This is a genomic window from Acinetobacter sp. YH12208, from assembly GCF_013418055.1.
In the GTDB taxonomy this organism is placed as follows: Bacteria; Pseudomonadota; Gammaproteobacteria; order Pseudomonadales; family Moraxellaceae; genus Acinetobacter; species Acinetobacter pseudolwoffii.
In genome coordinates this window covers 1-19,700 of the sequence record NZ_VPCT01000010.1, presented here as the reverse complement: position 1 = coordinate 19,700, position 19,700 = coordinate 1, and the positions used below count along the sequence as shown (strand labels likewise).

Sequence of the window (19,700 nt, the reverse complement as noted above, 5' to 3'; positions counted from 1 at the left end):
ACACCCTGTCCCGGATCAGCGGAGTTTATTTTCTATTTTAACTCAGTTCACCGAGACAGGCTGAAACAAATTATGAAGAAGATACTTTCATCAGCACCAGACCGGAAATAATCAATACTGCAGCCAGCATACGCATGGCCGATGTCGGCTCACCCAGAACTAAAATCCCGATCAGAAATGAACCCACAGCCCCGATTCCGGTCCAGATCACGTAAGCTGTGCCTAATGGCAAAGTACGCATGGCATAGGCCAGTAAGGCAAAGCTGAGAATCATAAAGAAAATGGTGATGATACTTGGCATTAATCGGGTAAATCCTTCGGACAATTTCATGGAATATGCCCAAACGATTTCAAAAACACCTGCGAATATAAGTGCAATCCAGGCCATGCAGCCCTCCTCTTTTATCTAAGAATCAGGCCGTCCTGACGATTTTTCCTGTGTATTTCAGCATGAAATAGACAAGGGAGGTCGTTCCTCCTACCTATAAAAAATTTTATAAAACCAGATTACGCACACCTGATTATTTTTACAAAACATGACTCTTAGAGATGCAACTTAACCTGATCTTACTCAAATCTTCAAGACATTTGTCGCTGCTGTTATTATGGTAGATATTCAAAATGATCATTCAGAAATAGCCCCTATGATCAGGCAAATTCAGCAACAACAATTTCACAAAAATAAGTGCAGCATATCAAGTTATACACATCCATTAAATTTAAATAACGAGCAAAGAGATTACACAATGAAATACAATTTTAAGACCTATTGATCACTTTTTATTTAACATGATTATGAACCTGTGATGAATAAACGACCCCTAAACAAGAGGGGTTGTAAGGTATAAAAAGAACCAGATTTGAGCTCTTTTTATACAAATTTCGTCTAAGGCATAATCAATCTGGCTACAAATGATTACATTTTACACAACATATCCATATGGTTACCCACATGGATATCTACACACTTATCCATAAAGTTATCCACATATTTATGTGCATACTACTTTTTAGCGATTAGAGTTGAACCTGACCGACTTTGGCTAATTCTGCACGCATTTCATCAATTACAGCTTTATAATCCGGCTTGCCAAAAATAGCAGATCCAGCGACAAACATATCCGCCCCCGCTTCGGCAATTGCACGAATATTGCTTGGGGTAACACCGCCATCGACTTCCAGCTGAATATCACGCCCTGAAGCATCGATCAGTTTACGGGCCTGACGCAGTTTATCCAAAGTCATCGGAATGAATTTCTGTCCACCAAAACCCGGGTTTACACTCATCAACAGAATTTGATCTACTTTATCTAATACATAATCCAGATAATGCAGCGGTGTGGCCGGGTTAAAGACTAAACCGGCTTTTGCACCACCCGATTTGATCAACTGTAAAGAACGGTCAATATGGTCAGATGCTTCCGGGTGGAAGGTAATGATATCGGCACCTGCTTCAAGGAAATCCCCGATCATACGATCTACCGGTTTCACCATCAAATGCACATCAATCGGGGCTTTGATCCCATAGTTTTTCAATGCCTTACAAACGCCTGCACCAAAAGTCAGATTCGGTACATAATGATTATCCATCACATCAAAATGAACAACATCTGCCCCTGCTGCCAAGACGTTCTCGACTTCTTCACCTAATCGGGCGAAATCGGCAGATAAAATTGAAGGTGCAATTAAATATGGCTTGGACATGGGAGAACCTGGCTAGCTAAAATTGGATTTTTCTCATTATAACAAATCCAGTCCGGCTACTGTGACCTTGATGTTGCAAGAATAAAACGCTGTGTAACGCTTTAAGGCTTATGAATGCCTTTCAATTTGGTTTAAAGTCCTGACAAGGATAAAAAGTTTAGAGGAGTAAGAATGCAAAGTACCGCCCAGATCCAGACTCAACAGGCGCAGCGCCTTGCCAAACGCCTGGCCAATCACTGGAAGCATAAGTTTACCATCGAAGAAACAGACCAGCAGTTCCTGATTCATTTTCCGAGTGCAGAGCTGATGTTAATTCCTCAGACTGAGCACTTGCTGGTGACCATCCAAAGTAGCGATGAATCTACCGATTTCGATAAACTGGAAAATGTGGTTCTGGATCATCTGATCCGCATGGGACAGGAAGATTTAACAGCCGACTGGCAAAGATAAGCGATAAAAAGCCCTGTTATTCAGTAATGCCAGTCAGTTAAGGAATTGACTGGCATTTTCTTTTTCAAATTCATGATTATATCTGATAGATAGAAAAGTCATCCGCAACTGTTTGAGGCAGGACTACATTTAAAAATGATTGTTTCTGCGACAAGCTTACTAGTTGATGGTGGCTGACGAGTTTTGCGGTGAGGAGTGTTGCTCCGCAAGATGCCTTCCTTGCGAAGCTTCGCTTCTCATTTGGGCGAAACCAAAGTAACAAATAATTTACAAGAATTTGATTTATAAAATTAATACTCCGCTGTGAGTGACTAAAAAATTAAAGAGTCTATTTCTAAACTCCTTAACTGATCAACATTACTGTTATTCAGGGCTTTTTTGTGCCAGCAGTTTTGAGTTTAAGGCTGAAGCTGTACCGCATGAAACTGTAGATGGTCATCCATAAAACTTTGAATAAAGTAATAGCCATGATCATAACCCTGATGTTCACGCAAGGTCAGCGACTGGTTCACGGCATCACAGGCCTGCTGGAACAGCGCCGGATTCAGCTGGCTATAGAACTGGTCTGAAAAACCCTGATCAATCAGGATGTCAGCGAATAAGACACCTTTCTCTTTAACCAGTGCAGTCGCATCATGCTTGAGCCATTCTTCACGGTTTTCACCCAGATAATTCGAGAAAGCTTTGTCTCCCCAAGGACATTGGCTTGGTGCACAGATCGGTGCAAAAGCCGAAACTGAACTAAATTTTTCTGGATATTTAAAAGCCAGAGTCAATGCACCATGTCCGCCCATACTGTGACCGAATATGCCGATCTTGCCCGGCTGAATCACAAACTCTTCAATGACCAGCGCATAGAGTTCATCGACGATGAAGCTTTCCATCTGATAATGTTCAGCCCACGGCGCTTCGGTGGCATTGATATAAAAACCTGCTCCCTGACCGATATCCCAGTGATCGCCTTCTGCCACAGCTTCACCGCGTGGCGATGTATCCGGTGTGATTAAAATCAGGCCCAATTGTGCTGCCAGACGCTGTGCATGTGCCTTAATCGCAAAGGTTTCCTCGGTACAGGTTAGCCCTCCCAGATAAAACAATGCCGGACAGCTATGACCTTCTAGGGCTTGAGGCGGCAGATAAATACCAAATTTGGTCGATGTTTTCAGTGCTTTCGAATCAAAGCGATAAATCCGCTGTTCACCTTCAAAGCTTCTATTGTTCTGTACGAGTTCCATGGCATATTCCTTATGATTGCAGCATATCTGCTGATGACATTGATCTAAGGTGATTGTGTCATTGTACTGGTTTGCGGAAATAAACGTTGTTCCAGCTGTGGCAACATCAATTGCATATTCTTGCCAATCACCCATTGCGGCTCTGAAGGCTCGAAGCCTTGCGCTGATTCCCATTTTGCTACGGTATCTCTGGCCTGTTCGAACGCGGCTTGCAGACTGCTATTTTCACGCATCGCTTCATCAAAGAATGCACGGCCAAAATAGGTATAATCCGCTTCATTGGAGCAGCCAAAAGACTGACGGTCGGCTGCCGAAGCCGTAATCACCAGGGTATTGTCATTCTGCAGGGCCGAAGCAAAGCTGCCGGAAAAACAGGCCGAGATCACAATCACACGCCAGCGAATGCCTGCTGCATCCAGCGTTTCACGTAACCATTTTGGATCGACCTGTGCCAAATCCAGCGGCGCATTTTCCATTTCAAACACATTTGGCAGACCATGAGAGGTCATATATAAAAATAACACATCACTTTCACGGTTCATCTGCTGGCCCATACGGCGCAATGCCAGTTCCATACTGGTTTTGGAGGCAATCGGCATGGTGGTACGTGTCGCCGGATGATTGACCAAAGCAATAGAACGGCCATAAGTGCCAAAACGGGTATCAAACTGCTCTTTAATCCGCTCGATTTCAGAATGAAATACATCCTGATAACTTGCGCCAGCCACGCCCATAAAATACCAGTGCGATTGGGCAAATTCACCGTATTCGATATTTTCCAGGGCTTTATTCAGCAAAATTGGCTGCGCATAAAATGCATCTTCGGCAAAGCTCGGTGGAATTTCTTCGACTTTCCAGATCGGTTGATCTTTGACTGAAATTTGCCAGACCACCAGCGTAAACAGGGTCGCCAGCATAATCAGCGCACGTTCCCACCACGGCCATTTTAATTCACGTGAAATTACCCAGACCACAGCCAGACTTTGCCAGACAAATAACATGACAAACAGGGTCGGAATATAGTCATAGAGGATATAAGGCAGATAGTCCAGATCGCCCAGATATTGAATCAGGCACTGGAACAGCATGATATGGGTATCTAAAACCAACCATAACAATGCCGGCACCAGCATCAAACGCAGGTTATTGATCCGTTGCGACAGAAAGATACCCACAATCAGCGCAATAAAAGGCCAAAGTGCATAACTAATCAGACCTTGAGAGTTAAAATCTCCCATACGGCCTGAACTGAGCCAGCTAAATAGGCTGTTGGCACAACCACCCAGAATCCCCCAGAACACCAATTGCATGATCGATGGACGAACCAGTTGCAATGAACGCCGAGATCCCAGAAATAACCACATCCCGGCAATTTGGTTGCTCTTAAAATCGTGCCAAAAATTAATGGAGGGTTTAAAGTCGATCATAGAATTTCAAGGAGATCAGTGGCTCGCTAAGGTGCTGAATAAGTTTATGCTTGATAACGGTTTTATCAATGCCAATTGTTAAATATACAACAAATCATTGCTTAATATTGAAACAATTATCTTATTCAGCCACAAGTTCATGCTGAAAATATGCATCAAAACGGCAGGCATCACCCTGCCATTGATGATGAGGTTGTTTTTCTGCCAAAAACACCGCCAGACGTGGACGTTTGACCACCACACGTTTGGCAATTTTTTGCGCCAATTCCAACAGGTTATCACCCAGATCCATTTCGCCATCTTCAGGCAAAAGCATGTGCAAGAGCTGCATCTGTTTTTTGACTTGCGCCTGTTTCTTGACCGCCTGCTGGTTCTGATCCCGCTGCGGGAACATCGGATCCAGATAGACCACATCTACAGTTCGATGCTGCTCGGCTTGCTGCTTCAGATAATCGGCTGAATCAGAAAAGACCAGTTGAATCCGTGATACGACTTGACTCAGGAATGCATCAGATTGTGCACGGGTATGGGTATCTTCAAGTAAAGTAAATAATATGGGATGTCGTTCGACCAGCGTGACTTGGGCACCTAAATGCGCCATCAATAAACTGTCATGTCCCAGACCCGCGGTGGCATCGATCAAGCTCGGTTTCTCGGCTAAATGACAGGCACGTGCAATCATTTCAGATTTTAAAGACGCACGTTTTAAACGTCCGGTCTCGGCTTGCCAGTCCGGTTGCATTTTCATGCCATGGGCACAAAGCCAAAGTCCATTCTCATCTACACATAAGGCCAGTTCAGGATTCAGACGAAAGAAACGTGCATTGAGTTTTTCAACCGTTTCAATTTCGACCTGCACCCCACGAGAAGAAAGCACAGCCCCGAAGTGCTGTGCTTTCTGTTGATCGTCAGATTCGGCATATAAGCGAATCGCGCTTACCATAATTTCCAACCTGTATAGGCAAATAATAAAATCAGCAGACCCGAAGCAATACGATACCAGGCAAAGATCATAAAGTCGCGTTTAGCGACATAAGCCACCAGCGCGCGGATGAGTAACAGTGCCGAAATAAAAGAAACCAGAAGTCCGACCCCGATCACGGTCCAGTCTTCAGTAGTATTTAGCACATCATAACTTTGATAAAGGTCTAGCAGGCCGGCACCAATAATGACCGGAATACCCAGAAAGAATGAGAATTCAGTCGCGGCCTTACGTGATACACCCAGAAACATCGCACCGATAATGGTCGCACCTGAACGGGAGGTTCCCGGAATCAAGGACAAGACCTGAATCAAACCAATCCAGATGGCATCTTTAATACTGAGATCTTCAACTTCATGTGCACGAACTTGAGGCGGATGTTTTTCAATCCAGATAATGATCAGGCCACCCACAATCAAACCAATGGCAATGGCAATATCATTAAACAGAAACTGTTTGACCGTTTGCCCCAAGGTCAGTCCAATCAATATAATTGGAATCGAGGCCAAAATCAGGCCAATCCCTAAGCGACGACCCTGTGGCTCACCGCTGACAATTCCGGTTGCTGCTCCCCAAAGACGGGCCCAATATTCATAAATTACCGCTGCAATGGCACCCATTTGAATGGCAATGACGAATACATCACTCTTTTCCTTGGTCCAGAAATTCATTAATTCTGATGCCAAAATTAAATGGCCAGTACTGGAAATCGGCAAAAATTCGGTAATACCTTCGATAATACCCATGATTGCCGCTTTGAGTAGCAGTAAAAGATCCATGCTTTATCCTAATTAATTATGCTTTGCCTTGTTCAGGAATTTTTTTCCACGCGTTATCACGTAAATAGACCGGCAGCGCCAATTCTGCACTAACCCAGTTTTCTGTGTGTGCTGCTGCACGTGCGATGCTGGCAATATCCTGTGCGGTCGCATGCACATTTTTATACATTGAAGTTTCAGTTTGTACCAGCTCAGCACCAGAGCCCACCGGCGTAAACCGCACAGCCTGACTGCCTTCGGCATAACTTAATAATTGTTCTTCATCGACCGGCTGCATGATCCCCTCTGCATCCAGTTGATAGCTCGCGATATAAACTTCGCTCATGCGCGCATCTAATACGGCAGAAACTTCGCTTAAACCATGTACACGGTAGGCCGCCTGCGCCAAGGCCTGTAAAGTCGACACCGGAATCACCGGCACATCATTTGACCAGGCCAGCGCCTGCGTGACTGCGGCATTAATCCGCACGCCGCTAAAAGAACCCGGACCACGACTAAAAGCAATCGCGGTTAAATCGCCAATCGCCAGCCCAAGATCTTGCAGACCTTGTTCAATCATTGGGAGAATCGTTTGCGTTTGTGCCTTGGCGCGCGCATCAAGCTGAAAAAATAGTTCTTGAGTATCATCGATCACAGAGACGGAACACTGCTCATTGGCAGTCTCCAATGCCAGCACTTTCATGCACAACCTTAATTCAGAGAATATAAAAAACGCGGATATAATACTCCACTCATATCCGCTACGCGAGATTTTCCCGAAACAGATACAAAAATGCCTAGAAAATTCTAGGCTTATCATGATTTTTTAGAACATCGTATTAAAGCTGAATTTGTTCCAGATCCTGAAATTTCTGAAAATGCCCGGCATAGTGCAGGGCACTCATTTTCAGCTTTTGAATACTGTCTTGATCCAGCGTTTTTACCACTTTGCCCGGTGAACCCATCACCACCGAATTATCCGGAATGATCTTGCCTTCAGGAATCAGGGCATTGGCACCAATAATACAATTCTTGCCAATCACCGCATGATTCAGAATCACCGCCTGAATCCCGATCAGGCTGTTATCACCAATGGTACAGCCATGTAACATGGCCTGATGTCCGATGGTGACATAATTTCCAATTTGCATCTCAATACCGGCATCGGTATGCAGCACGGCATTTTCCTGCACATTGCTGAAATCACCCAGTTTGATTTTACTGTTATCTGCCCGTACCACGGCACCAAACCAGATGCTGACCTGCTGCCCGAGTTCGACTTGTCCAATTACTGTTGCCGTTGGTGCGACCCAGCCATCCCATGGCTGCTGTGTAGCAGTCGGTGTGTGTCCCTGAAATTTATACAACATTGATAAAATCCTGTTCAATGGTTAAAAAAATTTGGAGCGTTTAAAACTTGGTGAATTGAGCAGGAATGGCCAGTCTTTTTTATAATCCAATCCATACTGGAACAAAGAAATCAGCATACGTGCCGTCAATCCCCAGACCACTTCATTTTCTACCCGCATACTTGGAAAATATAAAGATTGCTGGGCAAAGCGGACTTCATAAGGTGTGGGCGTGGCTTCAAGCAAATGTTGCAATGAGGCAAAGAAAATCCGGTCGATTTCCGTTGGTTGCGGAATCAGCTGCACTTGCGGCGGAATCAGCCCCACAATCGGCTTAACCAGCATGCCATTACGGGCTTTCTGCATGGGCAAGTCCCCCATCAGCTGCACATCAAAGGGATTTAATGCCGTTTCCTCATAGGCTTCTCTTAAAGCCACGACAATATTGCTGGTATCTTGTGGATCGCGCTTGCCACCCGGAAACGAAACCTCTCCGGCATGATTATTCAAATAGGCCGAACGGCGGGTCAGCAATACTTTGGGATCAGCTTCATCGGTGATCGCAATCAACACGGCAGCATGCGCAGATCGAATACGCCTGGAAAAGCGTAATCGTTGCTGCAGCTTTTGTGTCAACTCACGCGCGTCCATTCTTTCAGCCTTAACCATGATCATAATTTCATCATAGCTGATTTTTGATTCAGCGGGATAGAAATGATGCCAAATTTTGATTTTTCAGTTATCCTGAGCTTACTTTTATCATTGATGATGAATATGAACTTCTGTGTGAATTGTGGACATAAAACGACCGAAAAAATTCCTTTGGGCGACCAACAAATCCGCAGCGTGTGTAATTCATGTGGCTCTATTCATTATATTAATCCAAAAGTCATTTGTGGCGCGCTGGTACTCTGGGACAATAAAGTCCTACTTTGCCGCCGTGCCATTGAACCGCGTTACGGTTTATGGACTCTGCCTGCCGGCTATATGGAACTGTTTGAAACCATGGAGCAAGGTGCTGCACGGGAAACCCGTGAAGAAGCTGAAGCCGAAGTCGAGATTGAGCAGTTGTACTGTATGTATAACATTCCGCGTATTGGCCAGATTTATGTGCTGTTCAAAGCCAATCTGATTGATGGAAAATTTGGTGCTGGTGAGGAAACCATCGAAGCACGTTTATTCGATGAAGCAGATATTCCGTGGACCGAGCTGGCTTTCCCAAGTGTAAAACATACACTAAGACATTATTTTGCAGACCGTAAAAATAATATTTTCCCGATGCATTTAGAAACCTTAGGTTCGCGTCTGGATCATACCGGTTAAATCCAATAGATTGAGCGCGCATAAAAAAATCCCATACGCAGATGGGATTTTTTTATTTATGGGACATTACGCTTTAGCTTTGACGCGATAACAATCTGCAAGTTTAAACTCAACAGACCCACCGCTTCGTTTGGCCAGACCAATATCGTCAGGCGTTTCATCCTCATTATTATTGTTATAAATTTTCTGGAAACTGGCATAGGTATTGGCCCATTGCACGCCGTCTCCGACCGAATTCAGGAAGGTGACCCGCCCGTTCTGACCGGCAGCAGTATCCAGTACATTGGACAAATTCAGCAGAGCACCGCCAATCACAATCGAATCATTTGCATTTGGTGAAGACTGGATGCGTGAGTCGACCCCAACCAATGCACCATTCAAATCCCCTAATTTTACATTGGCCAAAATCAGACGCATCGAAACCGATTTATCACGAACAAATGCACGGCCTAAAGTTCCAAGCCGGTATTGCTGTACGCCATTCAATAATAAATTGTTATCAAGCACATCGCCCTCACAGCCTGTTGCTGGGTCGGTCGCAAGATTATTCTCAGATTGCATATTGGTTCGCACATCACCATTACTATCAATCACAATCCCCAAAGTGACTGGACTGACCGTTGTGTCACTAAACTTAAACTCCAGATTGGCATACATCGGGAAGATATACTTCTCCCCACTGGCTACATTCTGCTCTGTTTTAAATACCGCACGATCCAGATAGCTGATTGGGAAAATTTTATATAAATCAATACTTCCATTATATTGATCACCATCCGCATCCAGACGCCATGCCCCTAAACTGGCTTGATCAGATGCATCCAGCTGTGTTTTTCCAGTGACCATCTTATAGAAAGCTTCTTTACCCGCAATCACATAATCATTCAGCAAACTGCCCCGATACAGTTCAAGTGGCGTAGCGTTATTTGCGACATTTAAACGATAAGGTGCAGTAATCGTTTTGCTGGTAGGATGAATCCATGAACTTTGCGGATCGGCCGTCATTTGTGCAGGTTTCACATTACGAATGAGTTCAGCATTAATTCCACCCAGTGAAGATAGATTTTTTGCGGGCAGTTTTAACTGGCTATCACGCCATTGCAGGCCACTGCCAAAGGTATAACCCTGACGGTCTGTGATTAGCATAAAATGACCAAATAGATGTTTGGTAGTCTGATCTTTAATATCACAAGGTGTTTTATTGCATCCCACCAGTCCATCTGAACCCGACTGGATGCTACCAATCACACCAGAGGTTGAAAATAGTGAAAATTCCGGCTGATAAACCGCGGCATTGGCAATGGTTACCAGTTTTTTCACTGTAGCAAAAGCAGCTTCATCAGAAATCTGGTCAACATCGATAAAATCCTTAATTTTTGTGGCGAAGCTAGCATCCGTCAGACTGATATTTCCACTCACTTTAGCCAAGTCTTTACGCATTTCTTCGGTAATATACAAGGGCTGCACATCCGTTGGATTCACAATACGGCCTTCTTGTATCGCCAGAGCTTGCAGAATTTTCACCAGACGCATGGCAACCTGAACTGTAGGATCATTCTGATCCAAGTTATTTACCTGACGTCCAGTAATTCCTTTTGCAATATCGACCACACTTAAACGTGGGAGCTGAGTCTGGGTACTAAAGGTGGCATAATCGCTCAGCTTAAGTTTGCCGAGAGTAATTTTGCTTGAACTAAAACTCTGAATATAAAATTCAACCTCATCCGTCTTTTGACAGGTTCCGGATGCCACGCCAGCATTACTATCAAATAGAGTAATGAAGGTATTTTCTTTATCGCCACTACAATTAAAATTCAAGCCATCCAGCGGATATTCAAGCCCCCATTCCACACAATTATCTGTCCCTGCTGTACAGGTTCCATTGGTCGTGGCTTCATTATTTTTTTCTGGAATCACATTGGCACTCTCCCCACCACATCCTGCGAGTGCAGCCAAAAGTGTAGTTAAAGCAAATGGATATAATATTTTATTTTTCATCTTGTTATACTCGAATAGTCCTTATCGAATGGCGACTAATTTTAGTTGTCCATAATTAGTGAGCATCTTGTCTTCAACATCGATTGCTGAGGCTAAAGGCGTCAATAACACATACTCACTTTGCGCAGGGATCTGAATAATGCCTTCAATACGCTCATGTTGAATAATATTTGCTTGTCCTTCCTGGTTTTTAAAACCACCCGCTCCTTCCAGAACACAGCCTCTATTGTCTAAAAAGACCACAAAAGGCCAATAATAAGTAGGATTTTTTTGGCGTGAAGCATAAGAGTTAATCTGAATATTCTTGATATCAGACTGTAATTGCACGACTTCAAAATCAAACTCATCTGCTTTCAAAGGCGCACGAGGCCATAAATTGACTTCTTTTTTAAGGCTGATCTGTTTGGCTTTTTTGATTTTTTTGTCATTAAAGCACTGTTTCCCCAAACTCTCTCTAGTTTCAGCTTGTGAAATACGGTAATAACTTTGTGCCAGTACCACTGGACCTGTATCCAGTGTAGGCGTTTTAAATAAGGATTTTAATACTGATTGACCAAGCCCTTTTTCACGCTCAATGGTCTGGATTCGGGTAGAGCCGATATTTTTATCTACCACGCCCTCGGGCATACTGTAGAAACGTTTCCTGCCTTCTAGATTAAATTCTTTATTCTCAAGATATTCACTGTCTACATAGTCCACGCCTTCAATCTGACTGAATCCGGTTTTCTGTAGCATCGGGCTTGAAGCGGGTGTCATGGCCTTAGGCATTTGAGTCAATTGGGTTTCAGATCTTATTAATGGCTTAGATTCTGTCAGTTCTTTCACAATCTGCGGTTGTACTGGTTGTACTGGTTGTACTGGTTGTACTGGTTGTACTGGTTGTACTGGTTGTACAACCAGATTATGGTCTGACTTAAGTTCTGCTGGTCTATTTTCTAGGACTGATACTGTTTCTAAGTTTTGCTTTACAGGAGGTGACTGAACCACTGCAACTGCTATTTTTTTCGATGCTAGAGATTTTTCTTCTGTTTTTTTCTGTGGGTTATGATTACGTGGCACGACTAATGGTCGCCCATCTGGACCAATAATGGTAATAAATTCTCTGGCGCTTGTATAAAAAGATAAGGGTACCAGACTTAATGCCAGTACCACTTTCAATCCAATTTTCTCTGTCTTGATCATTTCTTCCTTACCAACGAGTGCGATAGTTCAAACCTAAAATGGTAATCTTGGTATCTGTTTTCACGTTTAAACCTGCATATGGGTTTAATAACAGGTTATTCACGCCGGTCTGGTTGGCTAAACTACTGGTATTTGCTGGAATTTGATCTTTACTGCGCAAGAAACCAATCGAGAGATCCAAATCAGTATCTGCATCAAAACGATAACCCACACCTAATCCAAATAGCTGTGCACCATTAATAGGAACCATCGTATTGCGCTTATTTTTTGGAATAGCGCTGGTTCGTGGCTCATAACCTGCGCGAAGTTTTAAACGGTCGGTGGCGGAATACTCCATCCCGATTCCGAAATTCCACGGCGATTCGAATCCCATCGGCAAAGCCAACGTGGAATCAGTGACATTAGCAGACAAGATTTTGGCAATTTTTAAGGCTGAAATGGTACGGTCAAATTCGAATTTAAACTCATCCCAAACCTTGTAGTCTGTCCAGCCAATATCAAAATTTACCTGCAAATCTGGCATGACTTTATATTTGATACCTGCCTGAAAATGCGCCGGATATTCAAAATCCATCGACACCAAACCAGACTCACTGGATGGAATATAATTAGGAAACCCAAGAATTGCTGCCAGAATCTGACCCGTCGGTGAAGTCATTAAACCCTTGATCATTTCCTGTGGTGCTTTGGCATTATCAATATGATATTTACCTTTTAAGCGCATTTTTGCCGCACTTTGGTAGACCATACCAAAACTGAAATCTTCGCGTGGCTCCCACAATATCCCGAGGTTATAGCTTGGACTTAAATTCTGCTCAAGCTCCAGTTGCATCTGACCAAACTTGCCAAATGGGTTCATTCCCTCATCCGCATTACAGATCCCCAGCAACAGAATATCGGTAATAATGTCGGAGTTTTCTTTAAATGGTGTACAGACAACTTCATCGATCATACGCAACATCCCGATCAGCTCATTCGGGAAACGTAAATCTGTTTTCATCCCAATGGCTTGATAGGACATTCCAACAGAAGCACCAATGGACAGTTGGTCATTGACCTCATAACCAATCGATGGAGACAGGTAAGTAATCCGCTCCAAAGCAACTTGCTGGCCCATAAAGTTTGCCGGATTACCATCTTCATGACCGAAACCAGCGACTAAAGGCGCATATACCGCTGTTGCATAGGTCGCTTTAGATCCAGGCGGGTTATAAGCAATCCCCATGGTGGGCGCAGCCAAAGGGAGACCTTCGCCTAAATCCACCATCTTTTTCAGAAAAGGGACATACAGGCTGACATATTCCACATCACCACTGACCGGCCCTTTAAAATCAGTACATAAATCAGATGAAACTTCCGGTCCATCATTACAGACGATAGGGTCATCAGAATAGCCAAATACGTTATATCCAGCCGGCACTGTAAACTCCCGCTGGATATCAAAATTCGCCACAATAATCTGCTGTTCGGTTTGCAAACCATCAATTTTAGTTAGAGCAGCCGGGTTAAAGTGAATGGCATTGACTCCCGGGGGATCCGCCGTAACTGCATTCCCCATGGACAATGCACGTAAATCAACCGAAAGGTTGGTTCCCAATTGTGCAAAGGTATAACTTGAACAGCCCGCAAGAATAATTCCTGTTAATAACGGGCTAAGTCGAATGTTTTTCATACGACACCCCTATTAACTGATTTTTTTACCAAAACCTAAAATATCAAGCGGGAATGACAACCCCAACGAAACATCAGGCGCATCTTCGGTCAGCCCTAAGCCGACGGTACCATTCACAATCGTTTCTGGAGAGACTCGCACCCCTAATGAAATTGCCAAGGTGGAACTGGTCTGATCCGCGGCAGAGTAGCTTTCTCCTGTGTTATAGCTAAACTCAGCTCCCGTATTAAAGCTTTGCTGATAGGACATGGTCATCGAAACGTCATAGTTAAATGAGTATGCGAAACCGAATGCAAAACCCCCACTAATCCCCGGTTCAAACTCTTCAATAATGCGATAACCGCGACGCTGGTTCAGGCCTGATTCTTTAAAACCATAGTTTGCAGAAACGGAGGCAAACAGCACGACCGGATCGATGTATTTACGTGTACTGGCACCCACTCCTGCTGAGTAATAGCCCTTCCCTGCTGCCAGATCTGTCGCTGCATTGATTTCATAAGGACTGTCGCCCGTTTTTGTTGATAAATTACCAAATAAAATTAAAGGTAAACGGCCAGCTTTTAATGGAAATGGTTCCCAGCGTGCCCCAACACTAATATCACCTAGTCCGGCAGTCGAAGTGTCTTTTAACAAGTCGGTCTTGGCCACTAAAGGCAAGGATGCAGTTAAGGTCAGGTTATCTTTCACCCCATATTGGAATGTGAAAGTATTGGTCAAACTATGCGTGGCATTCTCTTGTACACGAAGTTGATATAGTTGACCCTGAGCCATTTCAATATCAAGTTGAGTGTCACGATAGTAGGTATAATCGATATCGTAATATGATGAAATATCACCTTTTTTAATGAGTGAGTACTGACGTTCATTTGAAGTAAATACTTCTTCCAGATTAGCTGCCTGGGTAGCATCACCTTCCTGTTTCTGTAAAGCTTGGGATGCATCTGCTACTTGTTTAGTCTGAGCCTCTACCGGTGCGGCAGTTTCACTCACTGCTTCTTCAGCTGTTTCATATCCACCGAGTTCCGGCTCTTGTGCAGCCTGTGTTTCCACTTGCTCAGTCTGGGCCTGTACAGGTACAGCAGTTTCAACAATAACTTCCTCATCAACCGTTTCGTATTCACCCAGTGTCGGCTCTTCTGCAGCAAATGCAACGCCCATTACCATTTGAATGCTCAGTGCCAAGAACGTCTTGTTCATCCATTTACTGTTCATATCCATTTCACCATTTTAATTTTTATTACTATTTTTCGTTTTATTTATTCTTGTAATACAATCTCAGGAAATTATATTGATATTCTCCAAATTTTTCTGATTCTATATTACGATTACGGTCCATACGGATCGTCGAGGCTTTATCGGCAATTTTATCCATATAGAACTGTGGATACTGCATGTCGACCAAGGCATAACGATTAATCGTGGCATCTTCCACATGGCGCATGTCGGCTTCTTTCAATGCCAGAAAGTTTTTACGATATTGTTCAGGGACATTAATCAGGAATAATGTATTATTTTCCCAAACATCCTGAAAACGCCGCTCGTCAAAACTGATATTACCGAGTGCTGGATCTGCGACATACACCCGGCCATTTCTATAGCCTTTATAAACTACGAAATGTTTGAATCCGGCATAAGAAATTGGAACAATAGCAGGCTGATCTTGATTAACTAAATCTTTGAACTCTCCTCGATAGCCTCCGCTTTCTAGCCCTAAAGCCGAGACAAAGCGCTTCATATCAAGTAAAGAGAAACTGCGGCGTTCAATAATTTTATCGGTTTCGCCGAATTTCATCAGTCCATTCATGACTTGCTGTTCATCTAGCTGTGTACCGATATAACCATTGAGTAGGGTGGTAAGGGCGGCTGAACCACAACTATAGTCATAGGCTTGACGTACAATGCCCTGAAATTGATCCAGAAGTGCAGGCTTTACTTGTACAGCTTCACGGTGCATACGCACAAAAGAGTCATTTCTTGAATCAAGAACTTCAGTATAGTGCACAGCGCCATTTGGCTGTTTTTTGATATCCAGAGCTTCTTTGGCAGCGTAATACATCAATGCCGAGCCCAACGCGATCTCTAACATAATTATTAACTTTTCTTATAATGGGCATGATACGCCTATTTTTCTTTTTATAGAGCATTCACTCTACTTCCTTGTAACTAGAAAGATACCTTCTTTTTCAAAAAAATACAGCATTTTTTTTATTTTTTGGATAAATGATTCAGTCATAAAAAAAGCGCGTGTAAACACGCGCTTTTATAAAGTAAATGTTAGTGGCCAGAAATGGTAATGATTGCACCTTTTGTATAAGTAAGCGGAGCTGGAGAGTAGAAAGTTTGCAAACCTTGAACTTCCATATCGCCAATTGATGACGTTGCGTTACGATTACCTAAATGAATACCTTGAATGTATTGATCTTTAGCACCCGTATCATTACTTACAATACGAATATGTGCTGCTTTACCCACAGTATTAGATGTGCCTACATAAGCATCATTAAATACTGAAATGTTTTGGCTAATCGTTAAATCATTAGACTTCGAATCTGCAATTTTAATACTTTCAATGAAGATCTCACCAGATTCACGTGTAGTTACTGGAGTTGTACCTGAAAGTCCCACAGTTACACCTTTAGTTGAATTATCCAGAATACCTAGATTTTTAATTTCTAGGCCACCAACCATTTTAGTATTCAGTTTGATCATCGCACCTTGAGGTGCGGCACCTAATTGGATATTTGCATCCATCACACCTGTTTTAACTTCTAAACCACTGAGGATATCATTTATAACCGCACCTCCACCTCGACGAATTGTATCTACATTATCACCTACACCTTTTACGCCAGATGCAGTTACACCAATTCGACCGATCTTGATATCAAGACCTGATACTTGTGCTGCAATATTAATGAAAGGATTAGCCCCCCCTGCACCAGCATCTGAATCAATCACCAAGTCAGCAAGATTACGAGATTGAAGTAAGTAAGCACCACCATCATCATAGTTAGCACCAATTACTACACCATGAGTTGCAGTAGTCGGATTAGCAAGAGCAGCGGCATCAGGAGCTACATCAGTCGTACCGCGAATAACGATTGCACCTGCCGTACCTGTCCCACCTTTATCAACAGCTAAACCGTCATTATCATGAATAAATAACTTTTCAATAGCGATTTTTGAAATACCGATCCCGATAGTAATGCCGCTTTGACCCGTTGTTTCGCTTAGAGATGCTTCATCCATTGCCTGCATCGCCATCGCATTGGCACTAAATGCAACTGAAGTCGCCAGAACTAATTTTGTGAATTTTTTCATTGTTTACTCTCCCAAGAGTAGTATTTTTTTTGGTTGTGAATCACTCAATGTTCACGCTGTATTTTTTATTTTCTGACAACGCAAAACATCTTTCCTTGAGTAATTTGCTTGCAGAACTAAGTTATCTCCGAGCAATCATTTGATCAACTGTTGTTGGTCGCAATCCAATGCTTACCGATAAACGGTATTTGATGATTTAAAAATATTTTCCTGTCTTCTTGATATAAAATAGCGAGTCATATTGAACTCTGCTTAACTGAATGACCGAAGCTCTCTATCATCGCCCCTTAAAATTTAAATCACCTCTGGTTGCAGATGTATTATCCGCATTAAAGACATTGGGGCATCTGGTGTATTTAAATAATAATGGTCAGCCTTTTATTGCCTGCTGTGCTCAAGAATATTTTATTGTGCAGCAATCACATATTCAGTCGTTTCAAAGAGTGGAAATTGAACAATATCAACCCAGATCATCTGAGTTTAGTTTGGAAATTGATGCATTAAGAAATCCTCACAAGAATGGATTTCATGGAGGTTATGTCGGTTTTATTGGCTATGATTATGCGGCTCAGCAATATATTCAGTATCCGGACCGCTCTCAACCTGGTTTATTTATCGGTCAATTTTCTTCCTATATTAAACTAAGCTCTGAGGGATGGATGTTCTATAGTGATGATCCACAGGCAGAGCAGATCTTCGATTATATTCAGAACTTACTTAATCAAAATAAAATTCGTCCGACGTTTCAGTTAATAAGCCCTTGTACTTCACGCTGGACCAAAACGGTCTACAGCAAGGCATTTCAGAAAATTCAGGATTATATTATTGCAGGTGACTGCTATCAGATTAATCTGACACAAGAATTTAATGGTCGCGCACAAGGTTCCCTCTTAGCAACCGCCCAAGCCTTCTGGACATTAACCGAAGCGCCTTATGCGGGTTATTTGCGTATTGGTGATTTTGAATTATTAAGCTGCTCACCCGAGTTGTTCATTGATTTTGAAACGAAGCGAAAAATTATTACCAAACCGATTAAAGGCACAATGCCCCGTTTTACTGATCCAGTGCTCGATGAACAATCCAGACAGACCCTAAAAGCCTCAGAAAAAGATCAGGCAGAAAATGTCATGATTGTGGATTTATTACGTAATGATTTAAGTGTTTATGCCGAAACAGGCTCGGTCAAAACACCGAAATTATTTAGTATTGAAAGCTTCAATCAAGTTCATCATATGGTCAGTGAAGTTGAAGCGACTTTAAAAGCAGATATCAATCCTTTTGAAGTACTCATGTCTGCTCTTCCAGGTGGCTCGATTACAGGCGCACCCAAAATTCGGGCCATGCAGATTATTGAAGAACTTGAGGGTGCACCACGTGGTGCTTACTGTGGTTCTATGGGCTATTTCAATTTCGATGGCACTGGCTCCTGGAATATTCTGATTCGCTCGATTCAAAAGTATCAGGAAGATATTTCTTTATGGGCCGGTGGTGGTATTACCATTTCTTCAGATTGTGATGCGGAATATCAAGAATGCTTTGATAAGGTTTCAGCGATGCTTGATCTGTTAAATACCTGGTATCAGCCTGAATAAATAAAAAGTGAATTTTAAGATTCGCTTTTTACTACAAATCTCCCCCTTGCGCAGCAATGCTTCTCACCTTTAATAAAGGTGAGAATGTAGTGGTTTAATGAAGTTGGACACCAACTTAGGTGATAATGTATTCACCAAAGAGGTGCTCAATGAGAACAAGACGAACATTCACTCCAGAATTCAAACTAGAAGCAGCAAGCCTTGTACTTAATCAAGGCTATTCAATTACACAAGCTTGTCGTGCTTTAGATATTGGACAAACAGCATTAAAACGTTGGGTTGATCAACTCCAATTTGAACGAACAGGCCAATCTCCAACAACGCCTGCTTTAACGGCTGAACAAAGAGAAATACAACAACTTAAGACTCGTATTCATCAACTTGAGCAGGAGAAGATGATTCTAAAAAAGGCTACAGCTCTCTTAATGTCAGACGAATTCAAACATATGCGTTGATTGATCAATTAAGAAAGCTAAGCCCTGTTAAAGTACTCTGTCGTGCATTTGGTATACTTCGTTCAAGCTACTATCATTATCGTGCAACACGTAAAAGCCGAAGTTCAGATCGTACTAAGCTTAATGCCATGATCCATAGCCTATTTAAGCAAAGTCGTTGTTCCCTCGGTAGTCGTGGTATGCGGTACATGCTGTTGAATCAAGGGATTAAGATTGGGCGCTATTTGGTACGTAAGCTGATGCGTGAATCAG

The 19,700-nt window shown here is 42.9% G+C and carries 20 protein-coding genes; 5 read left to right on the top strand and 15 right to left on the bottom strand.

Going from position 1 to position 19,700, the window contains the following annotated elements; translation table 11 throughout:
* Positions 1–70: 70 nt before the first annotated feature.
* Both sugE and rpe read right to left on the bottom strand, forming a co-directional pair.
* Positions 71–388 carry a quaternary ammonium compound efflux SMR transporter SugE gene (gene sugE / locus FTU95_RS10595; protein WP_180078462.1) on the bottom strand — a complete coding sequence of 106 codons (318 nt, stop codon included), beginning with the start codon at positions 386–388 and terminating at the stop codon, positions 71–73.
* 629 nt (positions 389–1,017) lie between these two features.
* Entirely contained in the window at positions 1,018–1,704 is a 687-nt protein-coding gene (gene rpe, locus FTU95_RS10590) for a ribulose-phosphate 3-epimerase (RefSeq protein ID WP_005172476.1), read from the bottom strand.
* Positions 1,705–1,875: 171 nt separating this feature from the next.
* Here rpe and FTU95_RS10585 point away from each other — a divergent pair, with 171 nt between their 5' ends.
* Positions 1,876–2,154 (top strand): DUF2218 domain-containing protein, encoded by a 279-nt coding sequence (locus FTU95_RS10585; RefSeq protein ID WP_005095882.1) that lies wholly within the window; start codon positions 1,876–1,878, stop codon positions 2,152–2,154.
* Between the two features lie 398 nt (positions 2,155–2,552).
* On the opposite strand, the gene fghA is transcribed toward FTU95_RS10585, so the two are convergent.
* The 7 genes from fghA to FTU95_RS10550 form a co-directional block, all read right to left on the bottom strand.
* The gene (gene fghA / locus FTU95_RS10580) at positions 2,553–3,389 is read right to left on the bottom strand and encodes an S-formylglutathione hydrolase (protein WP_180078460.1); all 837 of its coding nucleotides are present in this window, start codon (positions 3,387–3,389) and stop codon (positions 2,553–2,555) included.
* 44 nt (positions 3,390–3,433) lie between these two features.
* On the bottom strand, positions 3,434–4,816 hold the full coding sequence (locus tag FTU95_RS10575) for a C13 family peptidase (protein ID WP_074384093.1): 1,383 nt from the start codon (positions 4,814–4,816) through the stop codon (positions 3,434–3,436).
* Between the two features lie 121 nt (positions 4,817–4,937).
* Positions 4,938–5,759, bottom strand: a complete 822-nt coding sequence (locus tag FTU95_RS10570; RefSeq protein ID WP_218944664.1) for a class I SAM-dependent methyltransferase — start codon at positions 5,757–5,759, stop codon at positions 4,938–4,940.
* The gene (locus FTU95_RS10565; protein WP_180078458.1) at positions 5,753–6,577 is read right to left on the bottom strand and encodes an undecaprenyl-diphosphate phosphatase; all 825 of its coding nucleotides are present in this window, start codon (positions 6,575–6,577) and stop codon (positions 5,753–5,755) included. The genes FTU95_RS10570 and FTU95_RS10565 overlap by 7 nt, the downstream gene beginning before the upstream one ends.
* 16 nt (positions 6,578–6,593) lie before the next feature.
* Entirely contained in the window at positions 6,594–7,259 is a 666-nt protein-coding gene (gene tsaB, locus FTU95_RS10560) for a tRNA (adenosine(37)-N6)-threonylcarbamoyltransferase complex dimerization subunit type 1 TsaB (RefSeq protein WP_180078455.1), read from the bottom strand.
* Positions 7,260–7,395: 136 nt separating this feature from the next.
* Positions 7,396–7,923, bottom strand: a complete 528-nt coding sequence (locus tag FTU95_RS10555; protein WP_373683528.1) for a gamma carbonic anhydrase family protein — start codon at positions 7,921–7,923, stop codon at positions 7,396–7,398.
* 24 nt (positions 7,924–7,947) lie between these two features.
* Entirely contained in the window at positions 7,948–8,556 is a 609-nt protein-coding gene (locus tag FTU95_RS10550) for a CoA pyrophosphatase (protein WP_005095870.1), read from the bottom strand.
* A 123-nt stretch (positions 8,557–8,679) separates the two neighbouring features.
* Here FTU95_RS10550 and FTU95_RS10545 point away from each other — a divergent pair, with 123 nt between their 5' ends.
* Complete coding sequence (locus FTU95_RS10545) at positions 8,680–9,228, top strand: NUDIX hydrolase (protein WP_180078516.1); 549 nt, start codon at positions 8,680–8,682, stop codon at positions 9,226–9,228.
* A gap of 66 nt (positions 9,229–9,294) precedes the next feature.
* On the opposite strand, the gene FTU95_RS10540 is transcribed toward FTU95_RS10545, so the two are convergent.
* The 6 genes from FTU95_RS10540 to FTU95_RS10515 all read right to left on the bottom strand — a co-directional run bounded on the left by FTU95_RS10540 (position 9,295) and on the right by FTU95_RS10515 (position 17,401).
* A complete protein-coding gene (locus tag FTU95_RS10540) occupies positions 9,295–11,226 on the bottom strand; it encodes a hypothetical protein (RefSeq protein ID WP_180078453.1) in 1,932 nt (643 codons plus the stop codon).
* 21 nt (positions 11,227–11,247) lie between these two features.
* A complete protein-coding gene (gene filE / locus FTU95_RS10535) occupies positions 11,248–12,408 on the bottom strand; it encodes a putative pilus assembly protein FilE (protein ID WP_180078451.1) in 1,161 nt (386 codons plus the stop codon).
* A gap of 7 nt (positions 12,409–12,415) precedes the next feature.
* On the bottom strand, positions 12,416–14,080 hold the full coding sequence (locus FTU95_RS10530; RefSeq protein WP_005095864.1) for an OmpP1/FadL family transporter: 1,665 nt from the start codon (positions 14,078–14,080) through the stop codon (positions 12,416–12,418).
* A gap of 12 nt (positions 14,081–14,092) precedes the next feature.
* Complete coding sequence (locus tag FTU95_RS10525) at positions 14,093–15,298, bottom strand: hypothetical protein (RefSeq protein ID WP_074384085.1); 1,206 nt, start codon at positions 15,296–15,298, stop codon at positions 14,093–14,095.
* 34 nt (positions 15,299–15,332) lie between these two features.
* Positions 15,333–16,166: a C39 family peptidase gene (locus FTU95_RS10520; protein ID WP_005172502.1), complete on the bottom strand. Its 834-nt coding sequence runs from the start codon at positions 16,164–16,166 to the stop codon at positions 15,333–15,335.
* Between the two features lie 188 nt (positions 16,167–16,354).
* Entirely contained in the window at positions 16,355–17,401 is a 1,047-nt protein-coding gene (locus FTU95_RS10515; protein WP_005172505.1) for a DUF6160 family protein, read from the bottom strand.
* A gap of 260 nt (positions 17,402–17,661) precedes the next feature.
* On the opposite strand from FTU95_RS10515, the gene FTU95_RS10510 reads away from it, so the two are divergent.
* From FTU95_RS10510 to FTU95_RS15170, 3 genes are all read left to right on the top strand, one after another.
* Positions 17,662–18,993: an anthranilate synthase component I family protein gene (locus FTU95_RS10510; RefSeq protein ID WP_005095856.1), complete on the top strand. Its 1,332-nt coding sequence runs from the start codon at positions 17,662–17,664 to the stop codon at positions 18,991–18,993.
* A gap of 149 nt (positions 18,994–19,142) precedes the next feature.
* Positions 19,143–19,448 carry an IS3 family transposase gene (locus tag FTU95_RS10505; protein ID WP_026444437.1) on the top strand — a complete coding sequence of 102 codons (306 nt, stop codon included), beginning with the start codon at positions 19,143–19,145 and terminating at the stop codon, positions 19,446–19,448.
* The coding region (locus tag FTU95_RS15170) for an IS3 family transposase (protein ID WP_373688073.1) at positions 19,445–19,700 on the top strand (256 nt) is incomplete at its 3' end. The genes FTU95_RS10505 and FTU95_RS15170, both read left to right, overlap by 4 nt.

Bases quoted from the DNA above. Each gene is read 5' to 3' on its own strand.
- fghA (WP_180078460.1), bottom strand. From the start codon at position 3,389: ATGGAACTCGTACAGAACAATAGAAGCTTTGAAGGTGAACAGCGGATT.
- FTU95_RS10530 (WP_005095864.1), bottom strand. From the start codon at position 14,080: ATGAAAAACATTCGACTTAGCCCGTTATTAACAGGAATTATTCTTGCG.
- FTU95_RS10565 (WP_180078458.1), bottom strand. From the start codon at position 6,577: ATGGATCTTTTACTGCTACTCAAAGCGGCAATCATGGGTATTATCGAA.
- FTU95_RS10570 (WP_218944664.1), bottom strand. From the start codon at position 5,759: ATGGTAAGCGCGATTCGCTTATATGCCGAATCTGACGATCAACAGAAA.
- FTU95_RS10585 (WP_005095882.1), top strand. From the start codon at position 1,876: ATGCAAAGTACCGCCCAGATCCAGACTCAACAGGCGCAGCGCCTTGCC.
- sugE (WP_180078462.1), bottom strand. From the start codon at position 388: ATGGCCTGGATTGCACTTATATTCGCAGGTGTTTTTGAAATCGTTTGG.
- tsaB (WP_180078455.1), bottom strand. From the start codon at position 7,259: ATGAAAGTGCTGGCATTGGAGACTGCCAATGAGCAGTGTTCCGTCTCT.
- FTU95_RS10550 (WP_005095870.1), bottom strand. From the start codon at position 8,556: ATGGACGCGCGTGAGTTGACACAAAAGCTGCAGCAACGATTACGCTTT.
- FTU95_RS10525 (WP_074384085.1), bottom strand. From the start codon at position 15,298: ATGGATATGAACAGTAAATGGATGAACAAGACGTTCTTGGCACTGAGC.
- FTU95_RS10540 (WP_180078453.1), bottom strand. From the start codon at position 11,226: ATGAAAAATAAAATATTATATCCATTTGCTTTAACTACACTTTTGGCT.
- rpe (WP_005172476.1), bottom strand. From the start codon at position 1,704: ATGTCCAAGCCATATTTAATTGCACCTTCAATTTTATCTGCCGATTTC.
- FTU95_RS10505 (WP_026444437.1), top strand. From the start codon at position 19,143: ATGAGAACAAGACGAACATTCACTCCAGAATTCAAACTAGAAGCAGCA.
- FTU95_RS10545 (WP_180078516.1), top strand. From the start codon at position 8,680: ATGAACTTCTGTGTGAATTGTGGACATAAAACGACCGAAAAAATTCCT.
- FTU95_RS10575 (WP_074384093.1), bottom strand. From the start codon at position 4,816: ATGATCGACTTTAAACCCTCCATTAATTTTTGGCACGATTTTAAGAGC.
- filE (WP_180078451.1), bottom strand. From the start codon at position 12,408: ATGATCAAGACAGAGAAAATTGGATTGAAAGTGGTACTGGCATTAAGT.
- FTU95_RS10515 (WP_005172505.1), bottom strand. From the start codon at position 17,401: ATGAAAAAATTCACAAAATTAGTTCTGGCGACTTCAGTTGCATTTAGT.
- FTU95_RS10520 (WP_005172502.1), bottom strand. From the start codon at position 16,166: ATGTTAGAGATCGCGTTGGGCTCGGCATTGATGTATTACGCTGCCAAA.
- FTU95_RS10510 (WP_005095856.1), top strand. From the start codon at position 17,662: ATGACCGAAGCTCTCTATCATCGCCCCTTAAAATTTAAATCACCTCTG.